Raw genomic sequence first — 23740 nt, 5'->3', positions numbered from 1 at the left:
GGAAATTATGCCAAAGCCCCATCCCACCCCCGAGTCGCAATCCGTCTCGCGTCGTCGTTTCCAAAAAACAGCCGCGACCACATTTGTGCTCTCCGCCGGAACGGCTTTGTCGCGTGCCCAGGCAGCGGGATCCAACGATCGCGTCGGTCTGGGGTTCATCGGCGTCGCCAACCGTGGCAGCCAATTGATGAAGGCCTTCGCGGAGCACAAGGATTGTCAGCCTGTGGCGGTCTGTGATGTGGATTCCCAAGCGATGGCGACGGCCGCGGCAAAAGCAGGCGAAACCGCGGGCGGCAGCGTCTTTCAGACCGGTGACTACCGTGATTTGTTGGAACGTTCCGACGTCGATGCCGTGGTCATCGCCAGCCCCGATCATTGGCACGCCTTGCAAATGATCTCGGCTTGCCAAGCGGGGAAGGACGTTTACGTCGAAAAGCCACTCTCGGCGACGATTTTCGAAGGCCGAGCGATGGTCAAGGCCGCTCGCAAGTTCAACCGGGTCACGCAGGTCGGCACGCATCGCCGTAGCAGTCCGCTGTATCACGAATTGGCCGGGCGGGTGCAGGATGATTTGCTGGGCAAAGTCTGCGTGTCACGCGCGTACCGGCTCAGCAACATGGCTCCCGCTGGCATCGGCAAGCTTCCCACGTCGAAGCCACCCGCCCATCTGAATTGGGACATGTGGGTGGGCCCGCGGGCCGAGCAACCCTATCAAGACAACATCGCTCCGTACAAATTTCGTTGGTGGCAGGACTACAGTTCGCAAATGGGGAATTGGGGAGTTCACTACCTCGACGCGATTCGTTGGTGCCTGGGCGAAGAGGCACCGTCCAGCGTTTGTGCGATGGGCGGACGTTTTGGTGTCGACGATGACCGCACGATCCCGGACACGATGGAGGTGACATTCCAATTCGCATCGGGTCGATTGGCGGTCTTTGGACAATACGAAACCAGCATGAACCCGACGCTCGCCTCAGGCGAAATCGAACTGCGCGGCACCAAGGGTACGGCGTACGTTTCCGAACGCCAGTACGAGATCCTTCCTGAACGACGCGGTCAGTTTTCGAAGCAAGAAGACTTTGCCAAGCCGGAGACTCGTTCGGAGGTTTCCAACAATCACGTGCTGACCGTCAATCACGCTCGCAATTTCTTGGACTGCATGGTGTCGCGTGAACGCTGTCACGCTGACATTGAGATCGGTCATCGCAGCACCACGTTCTGTCACCTGGCGAACATTTCGCAAACGCTGGGCAAGCGACTGGAATGGGATGCAAAGGCGGAGCGGTTCACCAACGACGAAGCCGCCAACGAGATGTTGCACTACGAGTACCGGTCCCCGTGGAAATTGCCCTCGGTTTAAGACGTCGTCGCTGCGTAGGCCAGGTTCCGCCTGGCATGGGTGAAACGCCGGGGCACGGTGCGCTCGCGAGCGACGTTGAATCACACGCCTCGCTTTGTTCCAAAGCATCGGACGTGTTGCCAGGTACAACCTGGCCTACGAATCTTAGGTAGCCGGATTCGCCAGGATTCGGAAGGCACCAACGACGAAGCCGCCAACGAGATGTTGCACTACGAGTACCGGGCCCCATGGAAATTGCCCACGGTTTAAGACGTCGTCGCTGCGTAGGCCAGGTTCCACCTGGCATGGGTGAAACGCCGGGGCACGGTGCGCACGCGAGCGATGTTGGATCACACGCCTCGCTTTGTTCCAGAGCATCGGACGTGTTGCCAGGTACAACCTGGCCTACGAATCTAGGTAGCCGGATTCGCCAGAATTCGGAAGGCACGGCGATGTCACCCACCGAATTATTGGCGAATCCGGCTACGGTCATTTCTGGGTGTCTTGCAGGCTCTTGTCGATCAATTTCAGTTGCTTTTGAACGCGCTGCTCGACCGATTCGGGGCGGCCGAGCTCTTGGATGGATTCACTGAGTTGTTGCAACTGTTTTTCCAGTTGCTGAATGTGCAGTTGCTTCATGCGGATCTGATCCAATTCAAGCTCGATGAACAGACGCTTGATCCGATTTTTTGCTTGGGGCACCTCCTCTTCGCCTGCGTCTGTCAAACGCTTGAGTTCTCGGGCGATTTGTTGGCGAATTTCCTGAGTCTTCTCTGCGACCTGTTGGAGGGAAGGATCGAGGACGGGTGATGCGGACCGCTTCGATGGTTGAGCGGCGAATGGATCGGCTCCGCTGGAGGCTGCAAATGGATCCGATGACTGTGGCGACGAATTGGTTTTCGACGGGGACCCTCCAAACGGGTCGGAGGCCGCAGGGGCAGCAAACGGATCTGGTTGAGCGCCGGGGGAGGGCGTTCTGGCAAACGGATCGCCGTTAGGATGGTCAAACGGGTTGCGGTTCATCAGCTCTTGCGAGAAGAACAAGTCAATGCGGGGGCGTCGGCCGCTGGTCTCGGACGACTCGGCCAAATCCAATGCGATCGCGATGTGTTGTTCCATGTTGGATTTCAAGGTCGCCTGGCTTCCAACCGGGACCTGCAACCAAATGCTGCTTTGGTCTTTGGGAATGCTGAAGTCACTGGGCAGGAACGTCACACGGTTCAAGCCGAATCGCAACGCCTTGAGGCGGATCTTTCGTTTCCAAGAATCGACGTCTTCTTCTTTCATTCCCTCCGGCATGCGGGCGATGACGTGCCGCTCGGGTTTGTCGGGGATCGAAAGTTTCATGTCCAAGTCGATCAAACCCGAGGTGGGTTGGCGGTATTGAACGGTGGAGAATGGCATGCCTCCCATGCCTCCCATGCCGTGGTTTTGGGGTGGGAAACACTTCAGGACGTCCTGAACCGTCAGGAAGGGTTTGGTCTCGAAGTCATAGTCGGGACCGAGAAGAATCGTGACTTTGAGAGGGAGGTTGGAAGGTGACGGAGGAGGCGTGCTTCCCATTCCCATGTCCATCCCTCCATACATGTCCATCACCATGTCTTCCTGCGCCTGCAGCGAACCAGTGGGCATGGTGATGCCAAACATCAAAGGAAAGACAACCGCAAACAGCAGACTCAGTCGTGTGCACATGAGAATTCTCCGAGTAGGCCAGGTCTCACCTGGCGATGGTGATGGGTGAGCGGTGATTGGTCTTGAGCGAAGTACGGAACTGTTCCGGAATAACTTCCCATCTTCCACTGCCAACGGTACTGGCAGCCTGGAAGGGCAGAGTAGAACATTTGTCCCCAAATGTTTGCGTGACGGGTTTGTGTCTTCGAGCAGCGAGACGCGAACGGTTTCGAATGGGATGGGGGGTGACGAGGCTTGACGTTGGAGAAATGCCCGACGGAACAGTTGAGGGCAACTGTTCTACTCTGGTGCCACCGATCAGCGGACGCTGGGCCAATGAACCCGGGAAGTGGTTTCGGACAGTTCCTAAGGTTGTTCCTTGACTTCGAGGCTTCTTTGCAGCGATTCGATCTGCATCTGGATCAATTCGAGTTGGGAATCGATCTCGGCCAGCGAGGTGGATTCGTTCTTCGTTGGTTCGGCCCACACCGATTCGGTGACCGGCCCCGCGAAGGCAAAGTCGGGATCGACGGGCTCGGGTTGGGACGCGGAAGGATTGCTAGCCGGTCGCGTCTCGACGACAGTCGATTGGTTCGTTCTCGATCGGTTCCAAACATTGGTTGCGATCAATGGGACGGTAACCAGAAGCAGAACCGCCAGTAAAACCGCGAGACGGATGTGGGGGCTTTTCGATGCCATCACTTCGCTCGGAAGAGGGATGCTGGGTTGTTGCACGTGGGCCAAGCAGGCTTCCAGCAAACGCTGCGTTTCTTCGGCGCTGCTGATTCGATTTCGTGCGTCCTTGCGAAGCAATTGATCGACCAAGTGGTCCATCCAAACCGGAACGCTCGCTTGGCTTTCCCGCATCGGACGATGAGGATGATCTGTGATCCGGCGCAGAATTCCGTAACTGGTTTCCGAACGAAAGGGTGGACGTCCCGTCGCCATCGCGTACAGCACGCATCCGAGTGCAAACAGATCGCTGCGAGCATCGACCGATTCACCACGGGCTTGTTCGGGTGACATGTACTGGGGCGTTCCCGCGATCACGCCGGAGCGTGTGACCGTCACGTCATCGGCGGCCCGGGCCAAACCAAAGTCGGTCAACATCGTTCGGTCAACGGCAGGTTCGATCAGAATGTTGGCGGGCTTCACGTCGCGATGCACCAATCCTTGTCGGTGGGCGGCAGCGAGCGCCGCGGCGACTTGGATGCCGATCCGCAGCACGTCGTCGATCGGCAACGGACCCTCGGTGTCGATGCGTTGCTGCAGTGTCCGGCAAGCCACATACGGCATGACCAAGTAGGGCAGGGTGGCCGATTCACTGACGGACAAAATCGGCATCACATTGGGATGCACGATCGCCGCGGTTGCCTGTGCCTCGCGAAGAAATCGTTTGCGTGCCGTCCCGATCGAGGCCAAGTGGGGCGACATGACTTTGATGGCCACCGGACGGTTCAGTTCCGGTTGAAAACCTTTCAACACGATGCCCATGCCGCCGTGCCCGATCACGGATTGAACTTCGAACTCGCCGAGTTTGCCAATCGCATCGGGTTGATCGGTTGGCTGCAAAAACGAAACCGCGAAATCGGCCAGCCAAGCCGTCTCGCTGGGAGCGGCCAGTTTGGGTGTGTCGAGCGCGAGGCTGCCCGACATGGTTTCACGCCGGAGCGATTCGCGAATCCCGTGGGAGGACTCCGCGAATTGTTCGATTCTGGTCTGGCAAAGCTCGCATTCATCGAGGTGGGAGGTGACGTCTTCGTCGGTCTGTGCGTCGGCGTGCTCGTCGAGCACCAATCGCAGGACATCGTCGCTGGGGTGCCAGGCGTTCACTGCATCACCTCGTCGAGAACCAATCGAATGCGACGCAAAATGCGGGAACGGGACATGTAAATGCTGCCCGCGGAAACGTTCAGTTCTCCGGCGATCTCAGCAACCGGTCGGCCTTCGATCATCGTGCCCCAAAACGCTTTCCAGCTTGTCGGGGCGAATTCGGAGCGGACTTTCTCGGCGGCCCAAACGATCAGTTCATGTTGGTACTGATCTTCCAACGCGGGATCATCAATGGCGGGCTGTTGGTCGAGTTGCAACAGTGCGTCCGTGCCGCCTTGCCCGGTGATCTGTTTTCGCTGGCGAGCCATGTACTTGATGACGACGTTGCGGGAGACCTGGTGGACCCAACGCCGGAACGAGGCTTCTTTGCCGTCGTCAGAGAACCCGTCAATGCTGCGTGCGATCGAGATCAGGACTTGCTGTGTGACGTCGGCAACGTGCGACGGGGGCGTTCCATGCCGAGCGACCAGGTGCTTGAGAAACGGTTCGTAGGTTTCGACAAACGACCACCAAGCCGATTGGTCTGCCGCACCGCCCAATCGAACGATCAAGCTCGGTCGTGTTTCGGGAGAATGCATGGCTGGGGACCGCCGAAAAGAAAAGCTGCACCGGCTCCGTCACGTGGCTCCTGTCGGAGCGACGCTTGAACGAAACGTGTCGTCTAAGCAACGCGTCAACAACAAGTGACGATGTTAGCGGTGTGGCGCAAGCCGCCCGGTAAGGAACCGGAGGGCTCGCGCCCTTCCGCTACGTCACTTTTTGTTCACGCGTTGCTAAGAAGAACAGTCCTCCACCGAGCGAGAATCTCACGCCTGTCGAAAAGTTTTTTTAGATTCAGTTTGGTTTCGCGGGTTCACCCAGCGTTTCGCGAATGGCGTCGGCCAATTGTTCGCCCAGCTTCGATCCGCCGCCGACGAAGACTCGCGTCACGGTGCCTTCTGCGTCGATCACGACCGTCTGAGGAATCGCGTTGGCTTGGTAGCGTCCTGCCGCGACACCGTCGATGTCCAGCACGACTTCGGGGCTGACGCCGATTCGGTCGAGCGTGTTGCGGATGTCTTCCGCACTTTCTTGCAAATTGACCGCGACCAAACGGACTTGTTCGGGATCAAATTCGGCAACGGCTTCCTCGATCACCGGCATGGCTTGCATGCATGGACCACACCAGGTCGCCCAAAAATCCAGAACCAGTGTTCGGCCGGTTTGATCGGCGATGCGGAACGGTTCGCCGTCCAGTGTTTTGAGTTTGAAGTCTGGAGCAGGGTGCCCTACCAGAGGCGATCGCGTGCCGGCCATCGAATCGTCGCCGCCACCCGAGTCGCCAATGATCGGTTCGGGGGCATTCACGAGCTGCCAAATCGCGTGCGGGTCATCCGCTAACTCAAAGTCATTTCGCACGCCGAGGTAAAGTTCTTCGCAGTTGGCGAGCGGCAAGCGAATCGGACCGAGGAAAAAGTTTTCACCGATCAGGGTTTGGTTGATGACGCTTTCGGGGACCAGCGACAAGCGGTTGCCATCGAGCATCTTGCCTTGCACCGTCAGTGCATCCGAATCGACGTCCGTTTCGTCGGCTGCAATCTCTTGGGAGGCATCTTCCTCTTGGGGAGCATCTTCGTCGGTTGGTTCTGGGGCCTCATCGGTATCGATTGGTGGCTTCAACCAAATGATTTGCGAGATGACATTGCGCGGAATGGTGATCGTTTCCAAACGGGATTCGACTTCGGCGGCGAATTCCGTCAGGCTTACCAATCGGCAACGCATCATGTCGCCATTGTTGGCGATCAAGAGATGGGTTGGCGGGCTGTTCTTTCGATTGCGTGGAACGGTGAGCAATCGCTCGCGTTCCTGTTCATCGATGACCGGTTCGGATCCGGTCGAGTTCAGATGGATCGCACGGATTTGTTCACGAGGCAGCTTGGTTTTCTGAGTCATTCCGGATTCGAAGGTGACGTCCTGCTCATCGATTGAAATCACTTTGCCAGGAATGACTTCGCCGGTCTTCAGATAAATCGGCCTGCCGGCGATCGCTTTGAGATTGGCTTGAGGGTCAAAGACTTTGCTGAAAACATTCCAAACCCCAGGCTTTGCGGCTGGCCGGATGGCCGGGGCCGGTCGATTTTGAGCCCGAACCACTGCGTTCTGTTTTTTGAGCGTTTGGCGAATTTTTTGAAGCCTCTCGATGCGAAGTTCCGTCGCGGACTTGGTGGTTTCCACTTTCGGACGCAGAACCAAATTTCCTTGGAGGTTGGGACGCATGACAGACGCGGTGGTGCCTGACGGTTCGAACCGAAGAGCTGTCGGTTGGGTGTCCGGTTCCGCGTCGAGCAATCGCCCGTGAAGCCGCGTGCCTTCGAGTTCCAAACGCATTTGCCCGTGCTGGGGCGGGACGCTTGGTTTCGATGCTTGGAAGTCGATCGTGTCGATGCTGGAGATTGGGATCTCGACTTCGCCCTGCGTTGCTTCGGCAACCACACGCAGGGACTGCTCATCGATTTGTTGCAGGCTGCCGCTCAGACGCATTCCATCAAAGGTGCGGATTTGCAATTGATCGAGGCTGGGAAGTTCAGGTTCCGAATCCTTTTCGGGGGCGTTCTGAATGAGATCCATGACCATGATTTGATCGGCATGGATGGAGCGTTCTTCTTCGCCTGCTTGGAACTGCCACAAGTTGTCTTCGATGCCTTTCCAGATGCCTTGAAAGGCCTCACCGTTGGTCAGGTGAACTGTCGTTTCGATACCGGCTTCGTCGGAGTTCTCAGGCGCTTCAGCGGTGTCATTGGATTTTGGAGTCGGGTCGGTGGCGTGCAGGACTTGCAAGGAACGGATTCGGAGGGTGCCGTCGATGTTGCGGAAGTAAATGCCGGTCTGAGCAACACGTGGCGTTTTGATTGGCAGTGTGTACTGCGTCAGGGTTTCGCCACGCATGGATTCGATCATCACATGACGGTTGGCTTGGTCGATCTTCAACGTCACCTGCAGCCGGTTGCCGAGTTCCTTGAGCTTCGCGATCGACTGCACGCCAGCCAGCGAGCCATCCTCCCAGACGGCGACGATGTCTTCATCCCAAACCTCAATGTGAAAGGCATCCGCCCAAGTGTTTTCCGCCGATTCAGGATCGACGCCGACGGCGATCACAAAGTTGGGTTTTCCTTCCCAAGCGATGTCCAATTCGATGCGAGCCATAGGAGGCAGTTTTAGATCGCGAAAAATGGTGGCCATCGAGGTGCTGGTTTCCAGCGTGCCTTTGGAATCCACCCAGCTTTCGAGTTGACCGTTTGATTCCCAGTCATCGCGTGAACCGGGACCTTGGAAGACCATTGCGCGGCTGTCATCCCAGCGAAAGATTTGCCGGACCATGGCGAGTGGTAACTCGGACGTTTCTCCACCGGTGAGAGAAACCATCAACGGATCGCCTACCTCGACAACGTTGCCGAACAGACGGTCACCATTGAGCAGTTCGAATGCGAATTGCCCTGGAGTGGCTTTGATTTCCGATGGAGGCGGGAAGGTGGTGGAGGCCAACGACGCAAACGGAAATGAAAACGGAGTTGCGAAACCGGCGTGTTGCCAGTTCACCAGGGGAGACGCTTCCTCGGCATTCATTTCGGAGGCCGAGAATTGTCCTTGAACATAGTCGCCGTTGTTCAGGCGGAGGATTCCTGACAATTCATCGGCGAGCAATTCAGCGGTGAACAACGGTGCGGTCAGGGAGACAAGGATCCATCCCAGCAGGGGCATGGACGCAGTCACCGCGGTGGTGGGTCGTTTCATGCGATCGTGATTCTCAATTGTTTTCATCGTTCGTAGATCGGCAGGAAACGGAAGTTGAGCGCCATCGCCAAGAGCGACAAAGAGGTTTCAACGGTGGGGCCAAAGTTGCCCGAGAAGCTTCCGTCGTCGCTCTGGCTAGCTTTCAGTTGACGGATCAAATCCTTGTTCCATTTTTCCCAAGCTTCGACATCGCCCTGAAACAACGCCTGGGCTTGGTAGTAGTTGCCATAGCTTTTGTAGGAACCACCGGAGGTGTCCATTTGATTGGTCAGAGCGGTGAGGGTGGCCTTGAATTCGGGCATGTCTTTTCGACGTGAGACGGCATAGACCAAACACCCAATCGAAATTCGCGGTGTCGAATTGTCAAACCCACCCAGTCCCGCGTAAGCGACTTGTCCTGCCGGGCTGGTCATGGATTTGAAGTAGGCCACGCCTCGATCGATTGCTTCGTCAGGAACTTTGACGCCAGCGTTTCGAGCCGCCAACAATCCGACCATGACAGCGCCGCTGACGGAGGTGTCGGCGTCTTTGGCGTCCGCGCCATATCGCCACCCACCGTAGGAGTTCTTCTTCTGCGACGTCACCGCGCCGCGAACGGCGAGTTCCAAGGCCTCGCCCAGTGACCGGTCCAACTTCTTGCCGCCGGTGGTGAGCAGGCGTTCGTTGACCACACCGTAGGCTTCGGCGAGGGCCAAGGTCGCGAAACCGTGGTTGTACATGCTGGCGTGCCCGCCGGGCCCGCTGTTGCCACCGAGGATGCCGGAGTTGGGATCTTGCGAGTTGACGATGCTGATCAGACCACGGCGGATGTTGCTGCTGTAGATGCCGTAGTTGGGGTCTTCCCCCGAGGCTAGGAACGTCATCACGGCCATCCCGGTTACACCGGGGCCGGCGTAGGAACCGCCGGACCAATCGCCCGATTCGCTTTGTGATTTCGCCAGGTACTGCAGGCCTTTTTCGTACACCTCTCGCACATCACGCGGGACCACATCGCCCAGCTGCGCGGTTGGGAATTGGGCTTTGACCGGAGTCGTCAACCAGGTTCCGATCGCGAGCGATGCGAGCAAAACGAGAACGGTTTTGGAGCGAATGGCTTTCATTCGATGAACCCTTGTTGCTTGAGCATGGGGCGAAATGCTTGGGCCCTTGCTGCCAGCTTTTCAATCACTTGAATTTGTTCTTCGTCAAGAAAGGAAATGTCCTCTTCGTCACTCAACTCACTGATCCAAATGTAGAAGACGTATTGCTGCAATCCAGGTTGTTGGTCTTTTGAAAGAACTTTTTGGATTTGCCGGGCTTTGTTTCGAAAGTGTTCTTGCAGACGACGCTGTTGTTTGGCAGTCAGTGCCATTCCCCGACCCACCGTGGCCAAGAAGACTTTGCTTTGCGCTTCCACCTGGGCTCGGAACTGTTTGAGTTGGCGTTCTTCCAGTTCGGTCGCTTGCTCTTCGGTCATCACGTAGCGAGTGACCTTCTGCATCAGCGATCCTTCGCCAAACAATCCACGAGTCAGTTCTTGCTGCAGGGGAGATGCCAATTGATAGGCTTCGTTGATGTTTTGGTTGTCATCCTTTGATTCCATCTTGAGGAACGTTTCACGAGCGTCATTGACTCGATCAAAGAAACGTTTGATGTCACCTTGGCCAGCCAACCGCAGGGCGTCTTTTTGTCTTTCTGTCAGAGGAGTGGATTGTTCGATCCGGACGAATTGAAGTTCGATTTCTTTTTTGAGGCTGGAGCGACAACGTGCTTCATCTCGACCATGTCGTTGGAAGATCCAGCTGTCAAACTGATTCAAGTCGATTTGGTTCTGTGCGCAGCAGCGAGTGGGAGGCATCACCCCAAAAGTGCCAAACAGAATGGCAATGAACAAACCGAACCATCCAAACCGATTCATTGCAGCCACTCCTTTTCGAGATACAGTTCGGCGTTCTGTCCGATCATGATGCCCATGCTGACCTGCTGGAAGGAGGACCACGCCGCTTGTTGATCTGAGTTGAGGACCTTCCGAAGCAAATTGCTTGGGATGACCGGAACAAAATTTGGGTTGTTGAGATAGCTGCCGACCCATTCCACGTCGAGATCTTCCCAATCATCGAGGAAAACCGTTCGCAATTTTCGGCGTTGGACCTCGGTGAGAATCAACTTCGAATCCAATAACGTGACGAAGTAGTCCGTGGCGGCCTCGCGTTCGATTCGGTCTCGTTGCGAGGATTCCTGTTTGTACTTCTGGAACTGCTTCTCGGTTAAAAGCAACGGCAGGAAGTCCATGGTGTCGTCGCGAATTCGGCGGATGGGATTGGCATTGAGCGTTTCCCCATTGAGTCCATGGAATCGAGGTTGGTTGGCCACGCGAATGTTGTTTGCCAGGAGATCCCCCATCTCATTGAACGCTTCTTCCGCCGACTCGACGATGGCTTTCATCTGTTCTTCAGTCGGTTCGCACACTCGGTGCACAAACGACAGTTCTGCGTTGACCAATGGTTTGAGAAACTCAGGCGGTTTGGGTTTCTTCGCCAATAGTTTGTCGCCTTTGGCTACCAAGCGATTGAGAGCATTGAATTCTTGTACTGCTTGCACTCTCCGTTCCTGCGACGAGACCGGACGAGTCGTCAATGCCAACAGTCCAAGCAACAGGAAACTCCAACGGCGTGTGACCATCAGGTGCCTCCCAGTCGGCTGAAGTATTGATCCAGTCCGCGACGAAATTCTTCGGGCAGTTCCGTGCCGGTTTCGCCGGTCGATTGCGTGACGTTTTTGTTCTCACGCACTTCCTTTTCGTTCTTGCTTTTGCCAAGCAATGCCAAAGCGGAATCGGCGCTGTTGCCGCCTCCGGTTCCGCCACCAGGCGAACCGCCACCGCCTCCGCCGCCTTTGGGATTGATGCGTTTGGATCGCAGGATCAGTTCAATCGCTTCGGTCTCGGCTGCGATGGCTTGTGAGCCCGTGTTGGGTTGTTTCAAGATCGAAGTTGCCTCGGTCATCACGGAGTCAACCTGAGCCAGCATCTTGAGTTCTTTCCCGAAGTGCTTGGTCGCGTCCGGTAATTCGCGGATGCGTTCGATCACATCCACGACGCGTTCGTTGATCTCCGTTTGAGTCTTGGCCAGGGTTTCGGACGTGGCTTTGTGCTCTTTGGATTCAACGGCCTCTTTGGCTTGTTCGGCCACGCGTGTTTCGTCACGCAGGTTGACTTCGGATTCTAAGATTTGCATCACGTCGCGAACGATCGACGGTGGCAGGCTTTCCGGTGACTTGCCACCGGGACAACTGCCATTGCAAGCGGGATCGACCAAGTTTTCAGCCCAACGATCCAGCGAGTCCGACCAGAACTCACACTGCGCGACGGACATGCCCTGTTGGTCTTTGATCGCCGCGGAAAGTTGACGCAGGCCGCCGATCACATCACTGGATTTCATTTCGTCCAAGGTGACTTTGAACTGAGCGAAACGTCGTCGTTCAAAGTAGGCCTCCATGTCGTCCATGATGTAGGAGATCTGTTCGGTGCTTTCGTCCTCGGCGGTTTGCAATTCCGTGAAGACCTCTTTGACTTCGTCGTCGATGCGTGGGGCACTTTGGCCGAACGCGGGTTCGAGGTGATTGGTCAGTTGCTTGGCGACCAAGTTCTGTTTGCGTGAGGCAGCCTTCAGTCGTTTGACCAACGTGCTGCCTTCCAGGTTTGCCAGGATAAGATTGAGTTCGTCGGCGATTTTGTCGAATTCGTCGAGCAGTTCTTTTTGCTCGGTGATCGCTTGCGCCATCTTCAATGGCTCATCCTTCTTCGGTTTGTCATCCGAGGGTTGGCTCTTGCCCATCACGGTGGTCGTTGGCAAACGCAGCGCAGGGTTGCTGGGTTTCTTGGGTCCGCCGGGCGAACCTTTGCCTTCGTCGGGTGAGTTGGCTGAGGATTCCATGTCGGCCAACTGCGGTGCCGCGCGTGGTTTGGGGCCAGGGTGCTTGGACGCTTGAGCACCGGGGCCGGGACCGCCCGCACGGTTTTGTCCCGCTTTGGGGCCGCCGGGACTTTTGGGGCCAGGTTTGGATGCAATCTTGGGTGCTTCTTGTGCCGCGTCATCCAGCAAATTCGCGACGCTGGGCATCCGGTTGTCGGAGAGGTCCTGAAGGACTTGCAGCATTTCCGCCCAACTTTCCAAGTGGCCAACTCCGATTTCGGGATTCTTCGAGGCTGCCAAAACCAATTGGTCGCCCATTTGACCGAGCCGTTCCAATCGACGACCGTTGGACCGTTCCGCGGCGGCTTGGCGTTCGATGTCGCGTTGGTGCTGGTCGAGTTCCACTTCGTCGGCGGACAACGCTCGAAGTTGTTTGTTCTTTTCGTGGAGTTGTCGTTCCCGGTCGCGAACATCGAGGGCTTGCCGGTGCCATTTGCTCAATTGTTCGGTCATCCAGATCGCATGTTGGTCCGGGGTGAGGACGTACAACAAAAACGGCGGTGACAACACACGAGCACGCTCGGGCAAGTAATCCTCCGCCCAAACTTGCAGTTCGATTGGTTGAGCGGGAATCCCCAACGACTTGGCCGAGAACGTTCCCATCGCTTCCAAACTGCTGGCGGATGGATCGCCTGCTGCGAGAGCCCGTTCGCCTTCGGCAGGTTCTTCGACCGCACCGACATCCATGCCTTTCCACTGGATGCCAACACGGCGGATGCCGAAGTCATCGTTGGCACGGACTTGGAACGTCAGTGTTTCAGAATCCAACACGACGGCTTGGCGTTCCAGACCATCGCAGATCAGCGTGGGGGCTTCGTCGTCAATCGCTTCGATCGACAACGTGAACGGTTCGCGTCCCGTCAGACCCATCTGGTCACGCCATTGGAACTGCAGCGTTTCGGTCTCAGTGGCTTGCACGGGATCACTGGCCAATTGCGGTCCATCGACCGGACGCGATTGTTCGTTGACTTTGCCGTCGGCCAATTCACGATTGGCAATCGCGGTCACAACGGCTTGGCTTCCGCGAACGACGGTCAAGGAGCCGCCTCGCGTGTCGATTTGTTTGGGTTCGGGTTGGCCGAGGTATTCGGGCAAGTTCACGTCCGCGACGATCTTGGAAAGTTCGGGACGCAGCGTGGGTTTCAGCTTCACCGACTGCTTCACGTCGCCAACGGTGAGCGACATAGGATGTTCGCTGAGTTGAGGCGGCACCGCAAAGGCGTACTGCCCGTCGCGAAGGGTGGCTTGGATGGGCTTTTGTTGACCGATGTGCAGTTCGGCGGACTCGGGTTGCCAACGCGAATCCTCACTCAAGGCAACTGGCAGAACAACCGGTTCGCCGTGTGGGATGTAGACGTCGTTTGCCAACGCATCGATCCGGGTGAACGTGTAACGAGGCGTGGATCCCCAGGGGGCCAGCAACCGAGTCATCGCGTTGCCCGTTGCGGCGGGGTAGGTCACCGCCAAGGCTCCGATGGCCAGAACCGTTGCGGCGGCCAATCCGGTCCAGGCTTTGTACCAGGAGTTCGGTGCCGCGCCGCGGAAGTCTTTGCCGGCCGCGTCGTCAGCGACTTGCGTCATCGCCGCTTGGCAAAGCTGGGGCGAGCGGGCTTGTTCGGATGCGTTGTGAGTCAGCTCGATCACGCCCAACAATCGGTCCCCGATCGAGGGCATCTTTTGGCTCAGCAATTTGGCCAGCGGCTCGAGGGCTTGGTGCTTGTAGACCCATTTGTAGATGGCCCACGGCACGATTGCCATCAAGGCGAATCCGCCGAGCCAGAGCAGGCCGCGGAGAACCGCCGGCGTGTCGGTGAAGCGGTCCATCCCGTAGACGAGCAGGAACGCCAGCCCGATTCCGGCGACCACGATCGCGACGGCCTCGGTCAGCTTGATCTGCCAAACGCGACGCCGGTACGCCAGCAATTGCTGCTTGAGCGAATCGGGAATGCGCAGATTTGTTTGCGCGGGTGAATGGTTGTCTGCAATCTTCATATCAATCCGACTCCCTTGCGACCGATCCAAAACAATGCCAACAGAGCGATGAATCCACCGACGATTGCCGGGTGACTCCAAAGTGCGATGCGACGAATCGAAGGCGGACGATCGGGCATGGCGGACAGCCACGCGATCACGTCTTCCACTCGATCGACGGTGAAGACTTGCCCATTGGTGACGCGAGCGATTTCTTGCATCACGTCGGGGCGAGCCGGTTTTCCAATTTGTTCCAACGCGACTCCTTGAGCAAACACCGTGGTCTGCAGTGAGTCACCGGTTTGTTTGCAAAACAAAGTCAACTTGTGTTCGCCGGGTTCTTCCGGTGTGAAGCGGCCTGCGAACGCACCCCAGGCTTCACCCGAGGATTGCAATTGAATCGTTTGCGAACGACCCGACGGAGCCACAATTTGCAGCGTCACGTCACCACCGGAAAGAGGTTCGCCACTGGCTTCCATCACGTTTGCATTGACGCTGACCGTTTGACGGACTTGCGGTTGTTCGGGGGAGTAATACAGCCGCATCGTTTCGCCCTGCGCCATGTTCCGGCGATACGCCATCCAGCGAACAACTTGGCCCCAGAACCGATAGTGGTACAAATCCTCGACGCCTTTTCGCCAACGCCAGGCACCGTCGGTTCCCATGAACAGAACCTTGCCCGCCCCATACGTTCGCGTGACCAGCAGCGGCAGGCGGCCGAATCGGTTGCTGACCTCTTGGTGAACGAGCAGCGTTTCCGACCCCGGTTTCGCGGCCAGCACTGGGGCGTACCACTGGAAGCCAGGCAGGTTGCCCCAGACTTCCAGGTTGTCGTCGGCGGTGTCGGCGAGTTTGGTCAGCAGACTGCGACGACCCAGTTGTGTGAGTTCGAAGTGCTGTGCGGTGCGTGATCCCCAACCGCCCGGTTGGCCTTCGTCGAGCGTGACGGGCAGCAGGTCCTTCAGCGGTGTTTCCTGCAAGCTGAACTGGCGACCTTCCCAACCGGGAATGAAGACGAGACCGCTGGCCTGTTGTTCGACCAAGCCATGCAACCACTCGCATTGTTCGAGCGTCAGTTGATCGTCGTCCAAGCCCACGTCGCCGAGGAACACGACGTCGTACTTCGATAGCTCTTCTTTGGTGTCCGGGAAGGTCTCGATGTAATCGGCGTTGCCTCCGCCGCGAGCGTCGAGGCCCGGGTGAAAGAGCAAGCACGAAACTTCGACACCGGGGTCTCGCGACAAAGCGTTTCGTAGATAGCGGTATTCCCAGCGAGGCACCGATTCAATCACCAGCACTCGAAGTTTCTCTTCTCGAATCGAGATCGGGGCGGCGATCTCGTTGTTGTCATCGAGCAGTTCGTTGGGATGTTTGCTGATCGTCAGCGTCAGCGTTTCATCGCCGAGGTCTTCTGGTTCCCAGTCGACTGAATCGTTGGTGCGGCCCATCGCGGCGATGCGAATGTCCTTGGTGATCGCCTCACCTTTCGAGGTGGTCATGGTGACCGTCGCGGCGTGGTCTCGCGGCAGCGAACTTTCGATCGAAAATGGGATGCGAACTTTCTTGCCGCCGATTGCAAACGTTGGCACATCGAAGCTGAGCAGTTCGACATCGGGCAAACGTTCTTCGCTGCCAACGGGAACGGTGAACACGGGAATGCCCATCGATCGCAGACGTCCCGCGGCACGCACGGGCGCGTCGCCTTGGTTCCAATCACCGTCCGATGCCAGCACGACACCGAGCAAATGCTGGTGCTTGCGAACGACGTCCAGCAATGGACTGGAAAGGTCGGTGCCTTTCTCTTCCGCGAACTCAGCGGGCTCACCAGGGGTGACTCCGGCGGGGTTGGAGATTGGATTGATGCGGTTGGGATTGTTGGGGTCTGGTTTGGTTTCGGCGAAAGGTTCGATGACCACTTCGGCGCGTGACTCGAGCGACTTCCAAGCATCCATTTGCGTTAGCGATGCGATGGCTTCTTCGCGGGTTTGAGGTTCGGACTGCACCACGTCCCGTGTTTGCATGCTGCCGGAATCGTCGTACAGCACCGCGACGACGGGTTTGTCATCAGGGACGTACTGTTCGACCCATTCGGGACCGCCCAGCAAGATCGCGGCGATCACAACCACGATCAAACGCAACGCTTCCAGCAGCACGGTCGCTTTGCGGAAATGGTTCCGCCAGCATGCCAGGAATCCAACCACGAGCGTCAACACAATTGCCACCACCGCGATCGCGATGGTCCACGGTGTCCAGGCAAACGAGAGCGAATGGGTTTCGATCATGCCGTGGCACCTCCGACGGATGGGGAGGCCGCTTGGGCGGATTGCCGCGGCAAACACAAGATGGCTTCACCGATCATGGCGATCAGCATCAGAATCAGAAACGCTCGCCAGACTTCGTCGACCAAGGAATTGGATTCGCCCGCGGTTTGGTTGACGCGTTCCAACACCAAGCCTTGAAAGAGGTCATCGATCTGAGATTCTTTCAGCGTGTCGGTGGCGTCTTCGCCTGCCGAGCGATTGATGGCGTTGAAGCGATCGCCGTCGGCGTAGACCCCTGCGGTGAAAGCATGTTCGGTGGACAGTGAATTGTCAGGACCTTGCAGTTGTTTCCAGTTCGCCGCCAGTTCTGCATCAATGGTTCCCGCATCCAGGCGACCGGTGTTGGCGAGCGAAGCGGCACCGTCGACCAAGGCTCGCTGGATCATCACGTACAACACCACACCGTCGGACGAAAGAGTCGAATCCTTGCCGGCCGGTGTTGTGCCGCAGAAGTAAACGCCGCCGCGTGGCGTGGGGACTCGGACCAGCACCGGTTCGTCGTTGGATAACTTGGCCAGCGGGGTGGTTTCGCCAGAGAGTGCCGCAAGGCGATGCACCTTCAGCTTTCCAACTGGCAGGGAGGCTCCCGCCAATGTCTTGCCGAGCAAATCCGCTTCGCCTCGCCAAGTCGCGATGGACACGTCGTCTTTCAGGTCCGTCCAGGGAGCATATGAGACGCCGAATAATTCTGCCTTGGGATCCGGGTTGGCGGGAGGGAAGAAGATCACTCGGCCGCCGCGGTCCAAGAATGATTCCAAGCGTTTGCGAAGCTCGGCATTGGGAGCACCGGTGGGCAACGGGGCTTGCCAAAGCAAGAGTGCGGTTTCGTCCCAGGCGATCGATGGAACTTCGGCGGGCAGGAGGACCTCGGCGGATGCGTCAATGTTTGGGTCGGGCGTGATCTCGGCGGCCAATCGCAGCACGTTGGCAACGTCTTCGTTTGAAGACACGACCACTGTTTTTCGAGGCGGTGGTTGGTCGAAGACGAAGTAGTACGTGTTGTCAGCGTTGTTGCCATCGGCGGGCAAAGACACGTGCCCGAGTCCGCGTTCTTGCTCGCGATCCAAGGGGACTCGCAAGTCCGTGAATTCACCTGAACCAGAATCAAGTGGCAGCTCGACAATCGATTCGGCTCCATCGAGATCCATGCGGATGGATGTGTTCGCCGGTGTGTTCGACGTGTCGCTGTCTTCAGAATCGCTTTGAAGTTTTCCTGACAGCGTCAACACTCGCTCGTCGCCTTCGGTTCGCAGAGCAATGTCGTCGATGCGAATCGATCGGTTGGGCTGGTCCGTTCCCGCGACGGTCAGCAATCGGAAACGAACTCGGCGTCCGAATTGGGCCAGTGCTTCGCGAAGCGTGGGCCAACGCCCGTCTCGTGATTGCCAATCATGCTCACGAGCGTCGGAGCAAATCCAAACGTCGGTTTGCCCCATCGAGTTGGCTTGGATGGTGTCCAGTGCTGCCAACATCATCGCCGGGATGTCCGCCGATGCATCGGATGGTCCGGTCTGAGGGAGGTCCAGCAGTTCCTCGGGCGACGCCAGTTCTCGAGCCGGAGAGGAGTCCGATGCCGCGACGGTGTTGCTGTCGATCAGCAGGACTCGGCCTGCACCGAGTGTTTGCAGCGTTTCCGCAATTTGAGCGACGCCGGCTTCGAGTTTGGTTCGCGAGTCGCCCGCTGCATTGGCGTTCATGGAAGGCGAACGATCCAGCAACACGATCGTGTTCGCGGACGAACCTCCTGAGAGCGAGCTGACCAATCCACCACCCAGTGAACCGCTGGCGAGTGGTCGGCCGATGGCGATGATCAAGGCCAGCAACACCAGCGTTCGCAACGCCAGGATGGCCCATTGTCGAATGCGAGCGTAGCCACGATTCATCCGGTTTGCGGCCAGCAGAAACATCATCGCGGCCCACTGCGTCGTTTGATAACGACGCTGGTTGATCAAATGAATGATGATCGGTAGCAGGGCGATCGGCAGGGCAAACAGCATCCAGGGTTGAAGAAAGCTCATCGTCCCCCCTTTGCCATGGCGCGACGCGTCAGGAAGTTGGTCAGCACTTCCGGATAGGGTTGGTCGATGCTGACCCGGTGGTAGTCAACTCCGGAGGACACCACGATTCGTTGCAGTTGATCGAGGTAGTCTTGCAAGGCGTCGTGATACCGATCTGCGATCTCACTGGGTTCGGCGAAGATGGCTGTGCCATCTTCCATGTCAAGGAAGCGTGTGGGGCGAGAGAACTCAAAGTTCAGTTCCATCGGATCCAAGAGATGGAAGAGTGATAGATCGTGTTTGCGGAAACGCAGGTGTTCGAAGCAACTTCGCAGTTGATTGGGATCGACAAAGAAGTCCGAGATCACGATCACCATCGCGGCTTGGCGGGTTGTTTCGGCCAGTTCGTGCAAGACGTCGGCGAGATGGGTTTCGCCTTGGCCGCGAGTTTCTTCGAGGGCATCGAAAATGGTTTTCAGGTGAGCCGGGTTGCGGCGTGGAGGCAGGTGACCGGTGATGCCATTGGAAACACATGACAGCCCCACGGCGTCGCCCTGTTGCACCGCCAAGTATCCAATCGCGGCGGCGATGCGACGGGCGTACTGCAGTTTCGTGAGTTCGCCGGAGCCGTATTCCATCGAACCGCTGGTGTCCAAAACCAATTGCAAACGCAGGTTGGTGTCGGCTTCGAATTCTTTGACGTAATAGCGATCGCTGCGTCCGTGTGCACGCCAGTCCAATCGTCTCAGGTCATCGCCGGGAACGTACTTCCGGTACTCAGCAAACTCCACACTCGCGCCCCGCATGGGGCTGGTGTGCCGACCGGAAACATTGCCTCGCATGGGCCGGCGCAAACAACGGCAACCCCGACAAGCCTGCCAAGACCTTCGGTTCCAAAAATTCGCGAGGGGTGTGTTGTTCTGACAAAGTGCTGAGTTGTGAGTTGTGAGTTGTGAGTTGTGAGTTGTGAGTTGCGAGTTGCGAGTTGCGAGTTGCGAGTTGCGAGTTGCGAGCTAGGACTAGGACTAGGACTAGGAGCTAGGAGCTAGGAGCTAGGAGCTAGGAGCTAGGAGCTAGGAGCTAGGAGCTAGGAGCTAGGAGCTAGGAGCTAGGAGCTAGGAGCTAGGAGCCCCAAGGAGCAAAGCGACGCGTCGTCCCCTCTCCCCCGGTTTCCGGGGGAGAGGGCAAGGGTGAGGGGGCATTCCAAACACCATCATTCACGCCCCCTCCATTCCTCACCCATCGCCCGCAAAATCGCGACACCAACGGCTTCGGTGTTTTCCAAGACATCCGCATTGCAAAACCGGATCACGGTCCAACCTTCGCGATTCAAGTGGGCGGTTCGGCTCATGTCTTGTTTGGCTTGCTGTTCGTGGTGGTCGCCATCGAGTTCCACGATCAATCGTTTCTCGGCGCAGGCGAAGTCGGCGATGAAGGGTGGGATTGGACACTGGCGTCGGAATTTGTGTCCGTTGAGTCGACGGTTGCGAAGCAGAGTCCAGACGAGTGATTCGGGTTCGGTTTGGTTCGTGCGGAGCTTGCGAGCGTGGTGGGTGAGTTGAGGTGGTTGGCGGATTGGCATGGCTGGTTCTTGTTGGTGGATTCCCCCTCACCCTTGCCCTCTCCCCCGGAAACCGGGGGAGAGGGGACGACGCGTCGCTGACGCTCCTTTGCTAACAGCTAACAGCTAACAGCTAACAGCTAACAGCTAACAGCTAACAGCTAGTAGCTAGTAGCTAGTAGCTAGTAGCTAGTAGCTAGTAGCTCTCATTCCTCTTCGAGTAATCTTGTCACGATGTCTCGGGCGGACATGCCTTCGGCTTGGGCGGCGAAGGTGGTGATCAGCCGGTGCGTCAGGACGGGCAGAGCCACGGCGCGGACGTCTTCTGTGCGGACCATGTAGGAACCTTCCAAGGCAGCGCGAGACTTGGCACCCAAGATCAAATCTTGAACCGCTCGCGGGCCGGCTCCCCAGGACACCAAGGGCAGCAACCACGACGGCGCGGTGCCGCCAGCCGGTCGAGTCTTGCGGACCAATTGGGCGGCTTCCGTGTAGATGTGATCTGGCACCGGGATCCGGCGGACGAGGTCTTGATTGGCGATGATGTTTTCAGCCGTCATCAAGTGCTGGAGTTCAGGCAGGCGTCCGCCGGTGGTCGTGCGAGCGATCGTGATCTCTTCTTCTTCGGATGGGTAGTCCAGTTCAATCAAGGCCATGAAGCGATCCAGTTGTGCTTCTGGCAACGGGTACGTGCCTTCTTGTTCGACAGGGTTTTGTGTCGCGAGCACCATGAATGGTGGGGGCAAGTCAAAGCCTTTGCCGACGACGGTGATGCGTTGCTCTTGCATCGCTTCCAGCATCGCGGCTTGTGTCTTGGGTGGAGCCCGGTTGATTTCATCGGCCAACACAATGTTGGCGAACACGGGCCCATGAGCGAATTGGAACTCGCGACGCCCATCACCGTTGTCTTGCAAGATGTCGGTGCCGGTGATGTCCATCGGCATCAAGTCCGGTGTGAACTGGATGCGACTGAACTGCAGCGACATCGTTTCGGCGAGCTTGCTGACCAGCAATGTCTTGGCGAGTCCCGGGACACCCATCAGCAAAGCGTGCCGCCGCGCAAACAGACACACCAACAACAAATCGACCGTTTCCCGTTGGCCGACAATCACCCGAGCCAGCTCGTCTCGGAGTTGCTGTGTCAAACGTCCGAGGCGGTCGACGGCTTGGACATCGTCATCGCTCAGCGATGGTTCCGTCACCGAGGAAACGGATGAACTATTGGAGACCGCCGATTGCGACATCTGGAATATCCCGTCGTGAACATGGTTGTAGCGAGCAGGTTACTATAACGCCCATCTGTTGGACGAAGCAAAGTTTGAATGGGGAGTGGCCGTTGTTTTTTCCAAGACGAAAGAACAAATGCCGCCGTGCACCATTGAGTCTGGAACAAAACTTTTTTTGCCTTGAGGGGAGTGATGATGCAGGACACTGTTTGCAAAGGCCGCGGAAAACAGCGGCAAAATGGATTTGACGGGCACTCGAAGTGGCTGGGGATGATCCTGGTGCTCGCCGCGACGGCGGTGCCGGGCGGTTCCTCGAAAACTCATGCACAAGACGCTCTTCGCGCGGTGGTGCAGACGGACTTGTTGGCGGATCCATCGCCCGTCGAGAAGGTCGGTGGGCGATATGTCCCCGATGATGCGATTGGGCTGTTGATGATTTCATCCGAATCCTTGTGGAACAATGAGATGTTCCAACTGTTTCCAACGGAAGTCTTTCGGGTGCAGGCGATGGAGACGGTGGGCTTTGATCCGATGGAGGTCCGTGAGATCCGCGCCTCATTCGCTTTGTCTCCGACAACCGGCCAGCCCGAGTTTGGTGGCGTCGTGACGGTGGATGGATCGGTTGACGAGGCGGTGCTGCTGGAGGCCCTGGATGTGAACGCCCAGCCCATGCAGTTGGGTGGTCGCACGGTGTATCAGGTGCAACCTTCGCCACCGGTGGTTCTATGTCAGTTGGAAAAGAACGCTGCCGATTCAGAAGTTTGGTACATCGGGACCTTGGAATACATGGACCGGGTGGTGGCGGCGAAGGCGGAAGTGATCGAAGCCGAGCGAGGTCCCTTGCCCAATCGAGTCGCGAAGTTGCCGGCTCGCGATGGAGTGTCGCTGGTCGTTGAGATGCAATCGATCCGGCCGATGGTGAGTGGGTTGGCGATGAATGCGGCGGGAAGTTTGCCGCCGCGGTTGCAGCCGCTGGGGCAGATCCCCGGTTTGACCGATGCGGTGCTCTTGCATCTCGGTCTGATCGACGAGGCGACCTCAATGGAGTTGACCGTGGTTGCGATCGACGATTCCGCAGCGGAGCAGATCGAGTCCATTGTTCAAGATTCGTTGATCGAGGCGGAAGCGATGGCCGACGCTGCGATTCAGAGAGAACTCAACGCGTCGGAGATGTCCCCAGCAATGCGGCAGGCAACGGAAGCGTATGCCGAGCGAGTCTCAGCCTTGGTGAAGGAGGCGATTCAACCCATTCGCGAGGACACGGAATTGACCATCGCGGTGGAGTCGCAGATGGGGATCGCATCCACCGGTGTGTTGGTTGGATTGTTGTTGCCGGCGGTGCAAGCTGCCAGGCAAGCGGCGCGTCGGATGCAGTCATCCAACAACATCAAGCAGATCATGTTGGCGATGCACAATCACCACGCCGCTTTTAGCGAACTGCCTCTCTCTGCCATCGTGGATGACGATGGGAACCCGTTGCTGAGTTGGCGAGTGGCTTTGTTGCCCTTCCATGACGAGAATGAGCTGTACCAGCAATTCCGATTGGACGAACCCTGGGACAGCGAGCACAACCTTCCCTTGGCTCAGCAGATTCCTTCGGTCTATCAGCCGCCCGGCGTGATCGTCCCGCCAGGGCACACGATCTACCAAGCCGTCGTTGGCGACACGATTGGTCTGAAACCGAGGCAGCGAACTGGGTTTCGGGAATTCTTGGACGGACTTTCGAATTCCGTTTTGGTTTTGGAAACGAATGCGGAGCAAGCCGTTGTCTGGACCAAGCCGGAAGACATTGCGATTGACCTGGACGATCCGCTGAAGGGACTGGGGCAGGCTTGGCAGGGAGGCTTTCATGTCGGCATGGGCGACGGCGCCGTGAAGTTCATCACTGATCAGATCGATCCCGAGCTGTTTCGGAAACTGCTCACTCGAGCAGGGAAGGAGCGGGTCGAGATTCCTTAGTGATTCGGAATGGGGCTGGGGGCTTCGCAACGCCTGGTCAATTGCTGAACGCCCGGTCAATTGCTGTTGGTGCCGACAAGGTGACACGTCCCTTCCGCAGCCTGACGCTGATTGCTCGAGTGTTGCTGGCCTGTTTTT

Annotated in this window: 15 protein-coding genes; 2 read left to right on the top strand and 13 right to left on the bottom strand. The window is 57.6% G+C overall.

From position 1 onward, the window contains the following. Nucleotides 1-7: 7 nt before the first annotated feature. Nucleotides 8-1360 (top strand): Gfo/Idh/MocA family protein, encoded by a 1353-nt coding sequence (locus UH5x_RS14920; protein ID WP_482632860.1) that lies wholly within the window; start codon nucleotides 8-10, stop codon nucleotides 1358-1360. A gap of 468 nt (nucleotides 1361-1828) precedes the next feature. On the opposite strand, the gene UH5x_RS14915 is transcribed toward UH5x_RS14920, so the two are convergent. From UH5x_RS14915 to UH5x_RS14855, 13 genes are all read right to left on the bottom strand, one after another. Then, nucleotides 1829-3031: a hypothetical protein gene (locus UH5x_RS14915; protein ID WP_482632859.1), complete on the bottom strand. Its 1203-nt coding sequence runs from the start codon at nucleotides 3029-3031 to the stop codon at nucleotides 1829-1831. Between the two features lie 345 nt (nucleotides 3032-3376). Continuing rightward, the gene (locus UH5x_RS14910) at nucleotides 3377-4843 is read right to left on the bottom strand and encodes a serine/threonine-protein kinase (protein ID WP_482632858.1); all 1467 of its coding nucleotides are present in this window, start codon (nucleotides 4841-4843) and stop codon (nucleotides 3377-3379) included. Continuing rightward, nucleotides 4840-5421 carry a sigma-70 family RNA polymerase sigma factor gene (locus UH5x_RS14905; RefSeq protein ID WP_047817417.1) on the bottom strand — a complete coding sequence of 194 codons (582 nt, stop codon included), beginning with the start codon at nucleotides 5419-5421 and terminating at the stop codon, nucleotides 4840-4842. The genes UH5x_RS14910 and UH5x_RS14905 overlap by 4 nt, the downstream gene beginning before the upstream one ends. Nucleotides 5422-5677: 256 nt before the next feature. Then, complete coding sequence (locus UH5x_RS14900; protein ID WP_482632857.1) at nucleotides 5678-8641, bottom strand: TlpA family protein disulfide reductase; 2964 nt, start codon at nucleotides 8639-8641, stop codon at nucleotides 5678-5680. Further along, on the bottom strand, nucleotides 8638-9714 hold the full coding sequence (locus UH5x_RS14895; RefSeq protein ID WP_482632856.1) for a prenyltransferase/squalene oxidase repeat-containing protein: 1077 nt from the start codon (nucleotides 9712-9714) through the stop codon (nucleotides 8638-8640). Before UH5x_RS14895 ends, UH5x_RS14900 begins: the two co-directional genes overlap by 4 nt. Next, entirely contained in the window at nucleotides 9711-10511 is an 801-nt protein-coding gene (locus tag UH5x_RS14890) for a hypothetical protein (RefSeq protein ID WP_482632855.1), read from the bottom strand. The genes UH5x_RS14895 and UH5x_RS14890 overlap by 4 nt, the downstream gene beginning before the upstream one ends. Further along, nucleotides 10508-11275 carry a hypothetical protein gene (locus tag UH5x_RS14885; protein ID WP_482632854.1) on the bottom strand — a complete coding sequence of 256 codons (768 nt, stop codon included), beginning with the start codon at nucleotides 11273-11275 and terminating at the stop codon, nucleotides 10508-10510. The genes UH5x_RS14890 and UH5x_RS14885 overlap by 4 nt, the downstream gene beginning before the upstream one ends. After that, entirely contained in the window at nucleotides 11275-14559 is a 3285-nt protein-coding gene (locus UH5x_RS14880; protein WP_482632853.1) for a hypothetical protein, read from the bottom strand. The genes UH5x_RS14885 and UH5x_RS14880 overlap by 1 nt, the downstream gene beginning before the upstream one ends. Further along, nucleotides 14556-16820, bottom strand: coding sequence for a hypothetical protein (locus UH5x_RS14875; RefSeq protein ID WP_482632852.1), 2265 nt, complete (start codon nucleotides 16818-16820; stop codon nucleotides 14556-14558). Before UH5x_RS14875 ends, UH5x_RS14880 begins: the two co-directional genes overlap by 4 nt. Further along, nucleotides 16817-18877 carry a BatA domain-containing protein gene (locus UH5x_RS14870; protein WP_482632851.1) on the bottom strand — a complete coding sequence of 687 codons (2061 nt, stop codon included), beginning with the start codon at nucleotides 18875-18877 and terminating at the stop codon, nucleotides 16817-16819. Before UH5x_RS14870 ends, UH5x_RS14875 begins: the two co-directional genes overlap by 4 nt. Next, nucleotides 18874-19698, bottom strand: coding sequence for a DUF58 domain-containing protein (locus tag UH5x_RS14865; protein ID WP_482632850.1), 825 nt, complete (start codon nucleotides 19696-19698; stop codon nucleotides 18874-18876). Before UH5x_RS14865 ends, UH5x_RS14870 begins: the two co-directional genes overlap by 4 nt. Nucleotides 19699-20069: 371 nt before the next feature. Further along, a complete protein-coding gene (locus UH5x_RS14860) occupies nucleotides 20070-20438 on the bottom strand; it encodes an endonuclease domain-containing protein (RefSeq protein ID WP_482632849.1) in 369 nt (122 codons plus the stop codon). A 185-nt stretch (nucleotides 20439-20623) separates the two neighbouring features. Then, the gene (locus UH5x_RS14855) at nucleotides 20624-21661 is read right to left on the bottom strand and encodes an AAA family ATPase (protein WP_482632848.1); all 1038 of its coding nucleotides are present in this window, start codon (nucleotides 21659-21661) and stop codon (nucleotides 20624-20626) included. A 174-nt stretch (nucleotides 21662-21835) separates the two neighbouring features. Between UH5x_RS14855 and UH5x_RS14850 the strand changes: the two genes are divergently transcribed. After that, the gene (locus tag UH5x_RS14850; RefSeq protein WP_482632847.1) at nucleotides 21836-23602 is read left to right on the top strand and encodes a DUF1559 domain-containing protein; all 1767 of its coding nucleotides are present in this window, start codon (nucleotides 21836-21838) and stop codon (nucleotides 23600-23602) included. Nucleotides 23603-23740 lie beyond the last annotated feature (138 nt).

The sequence above is a fragment of the Rhodopirellula sp. UH5 genome (assembly GCF_056839225.1).
This window is presented reverse-complemented; position numbering and strand designations above follow the sequence as displayed.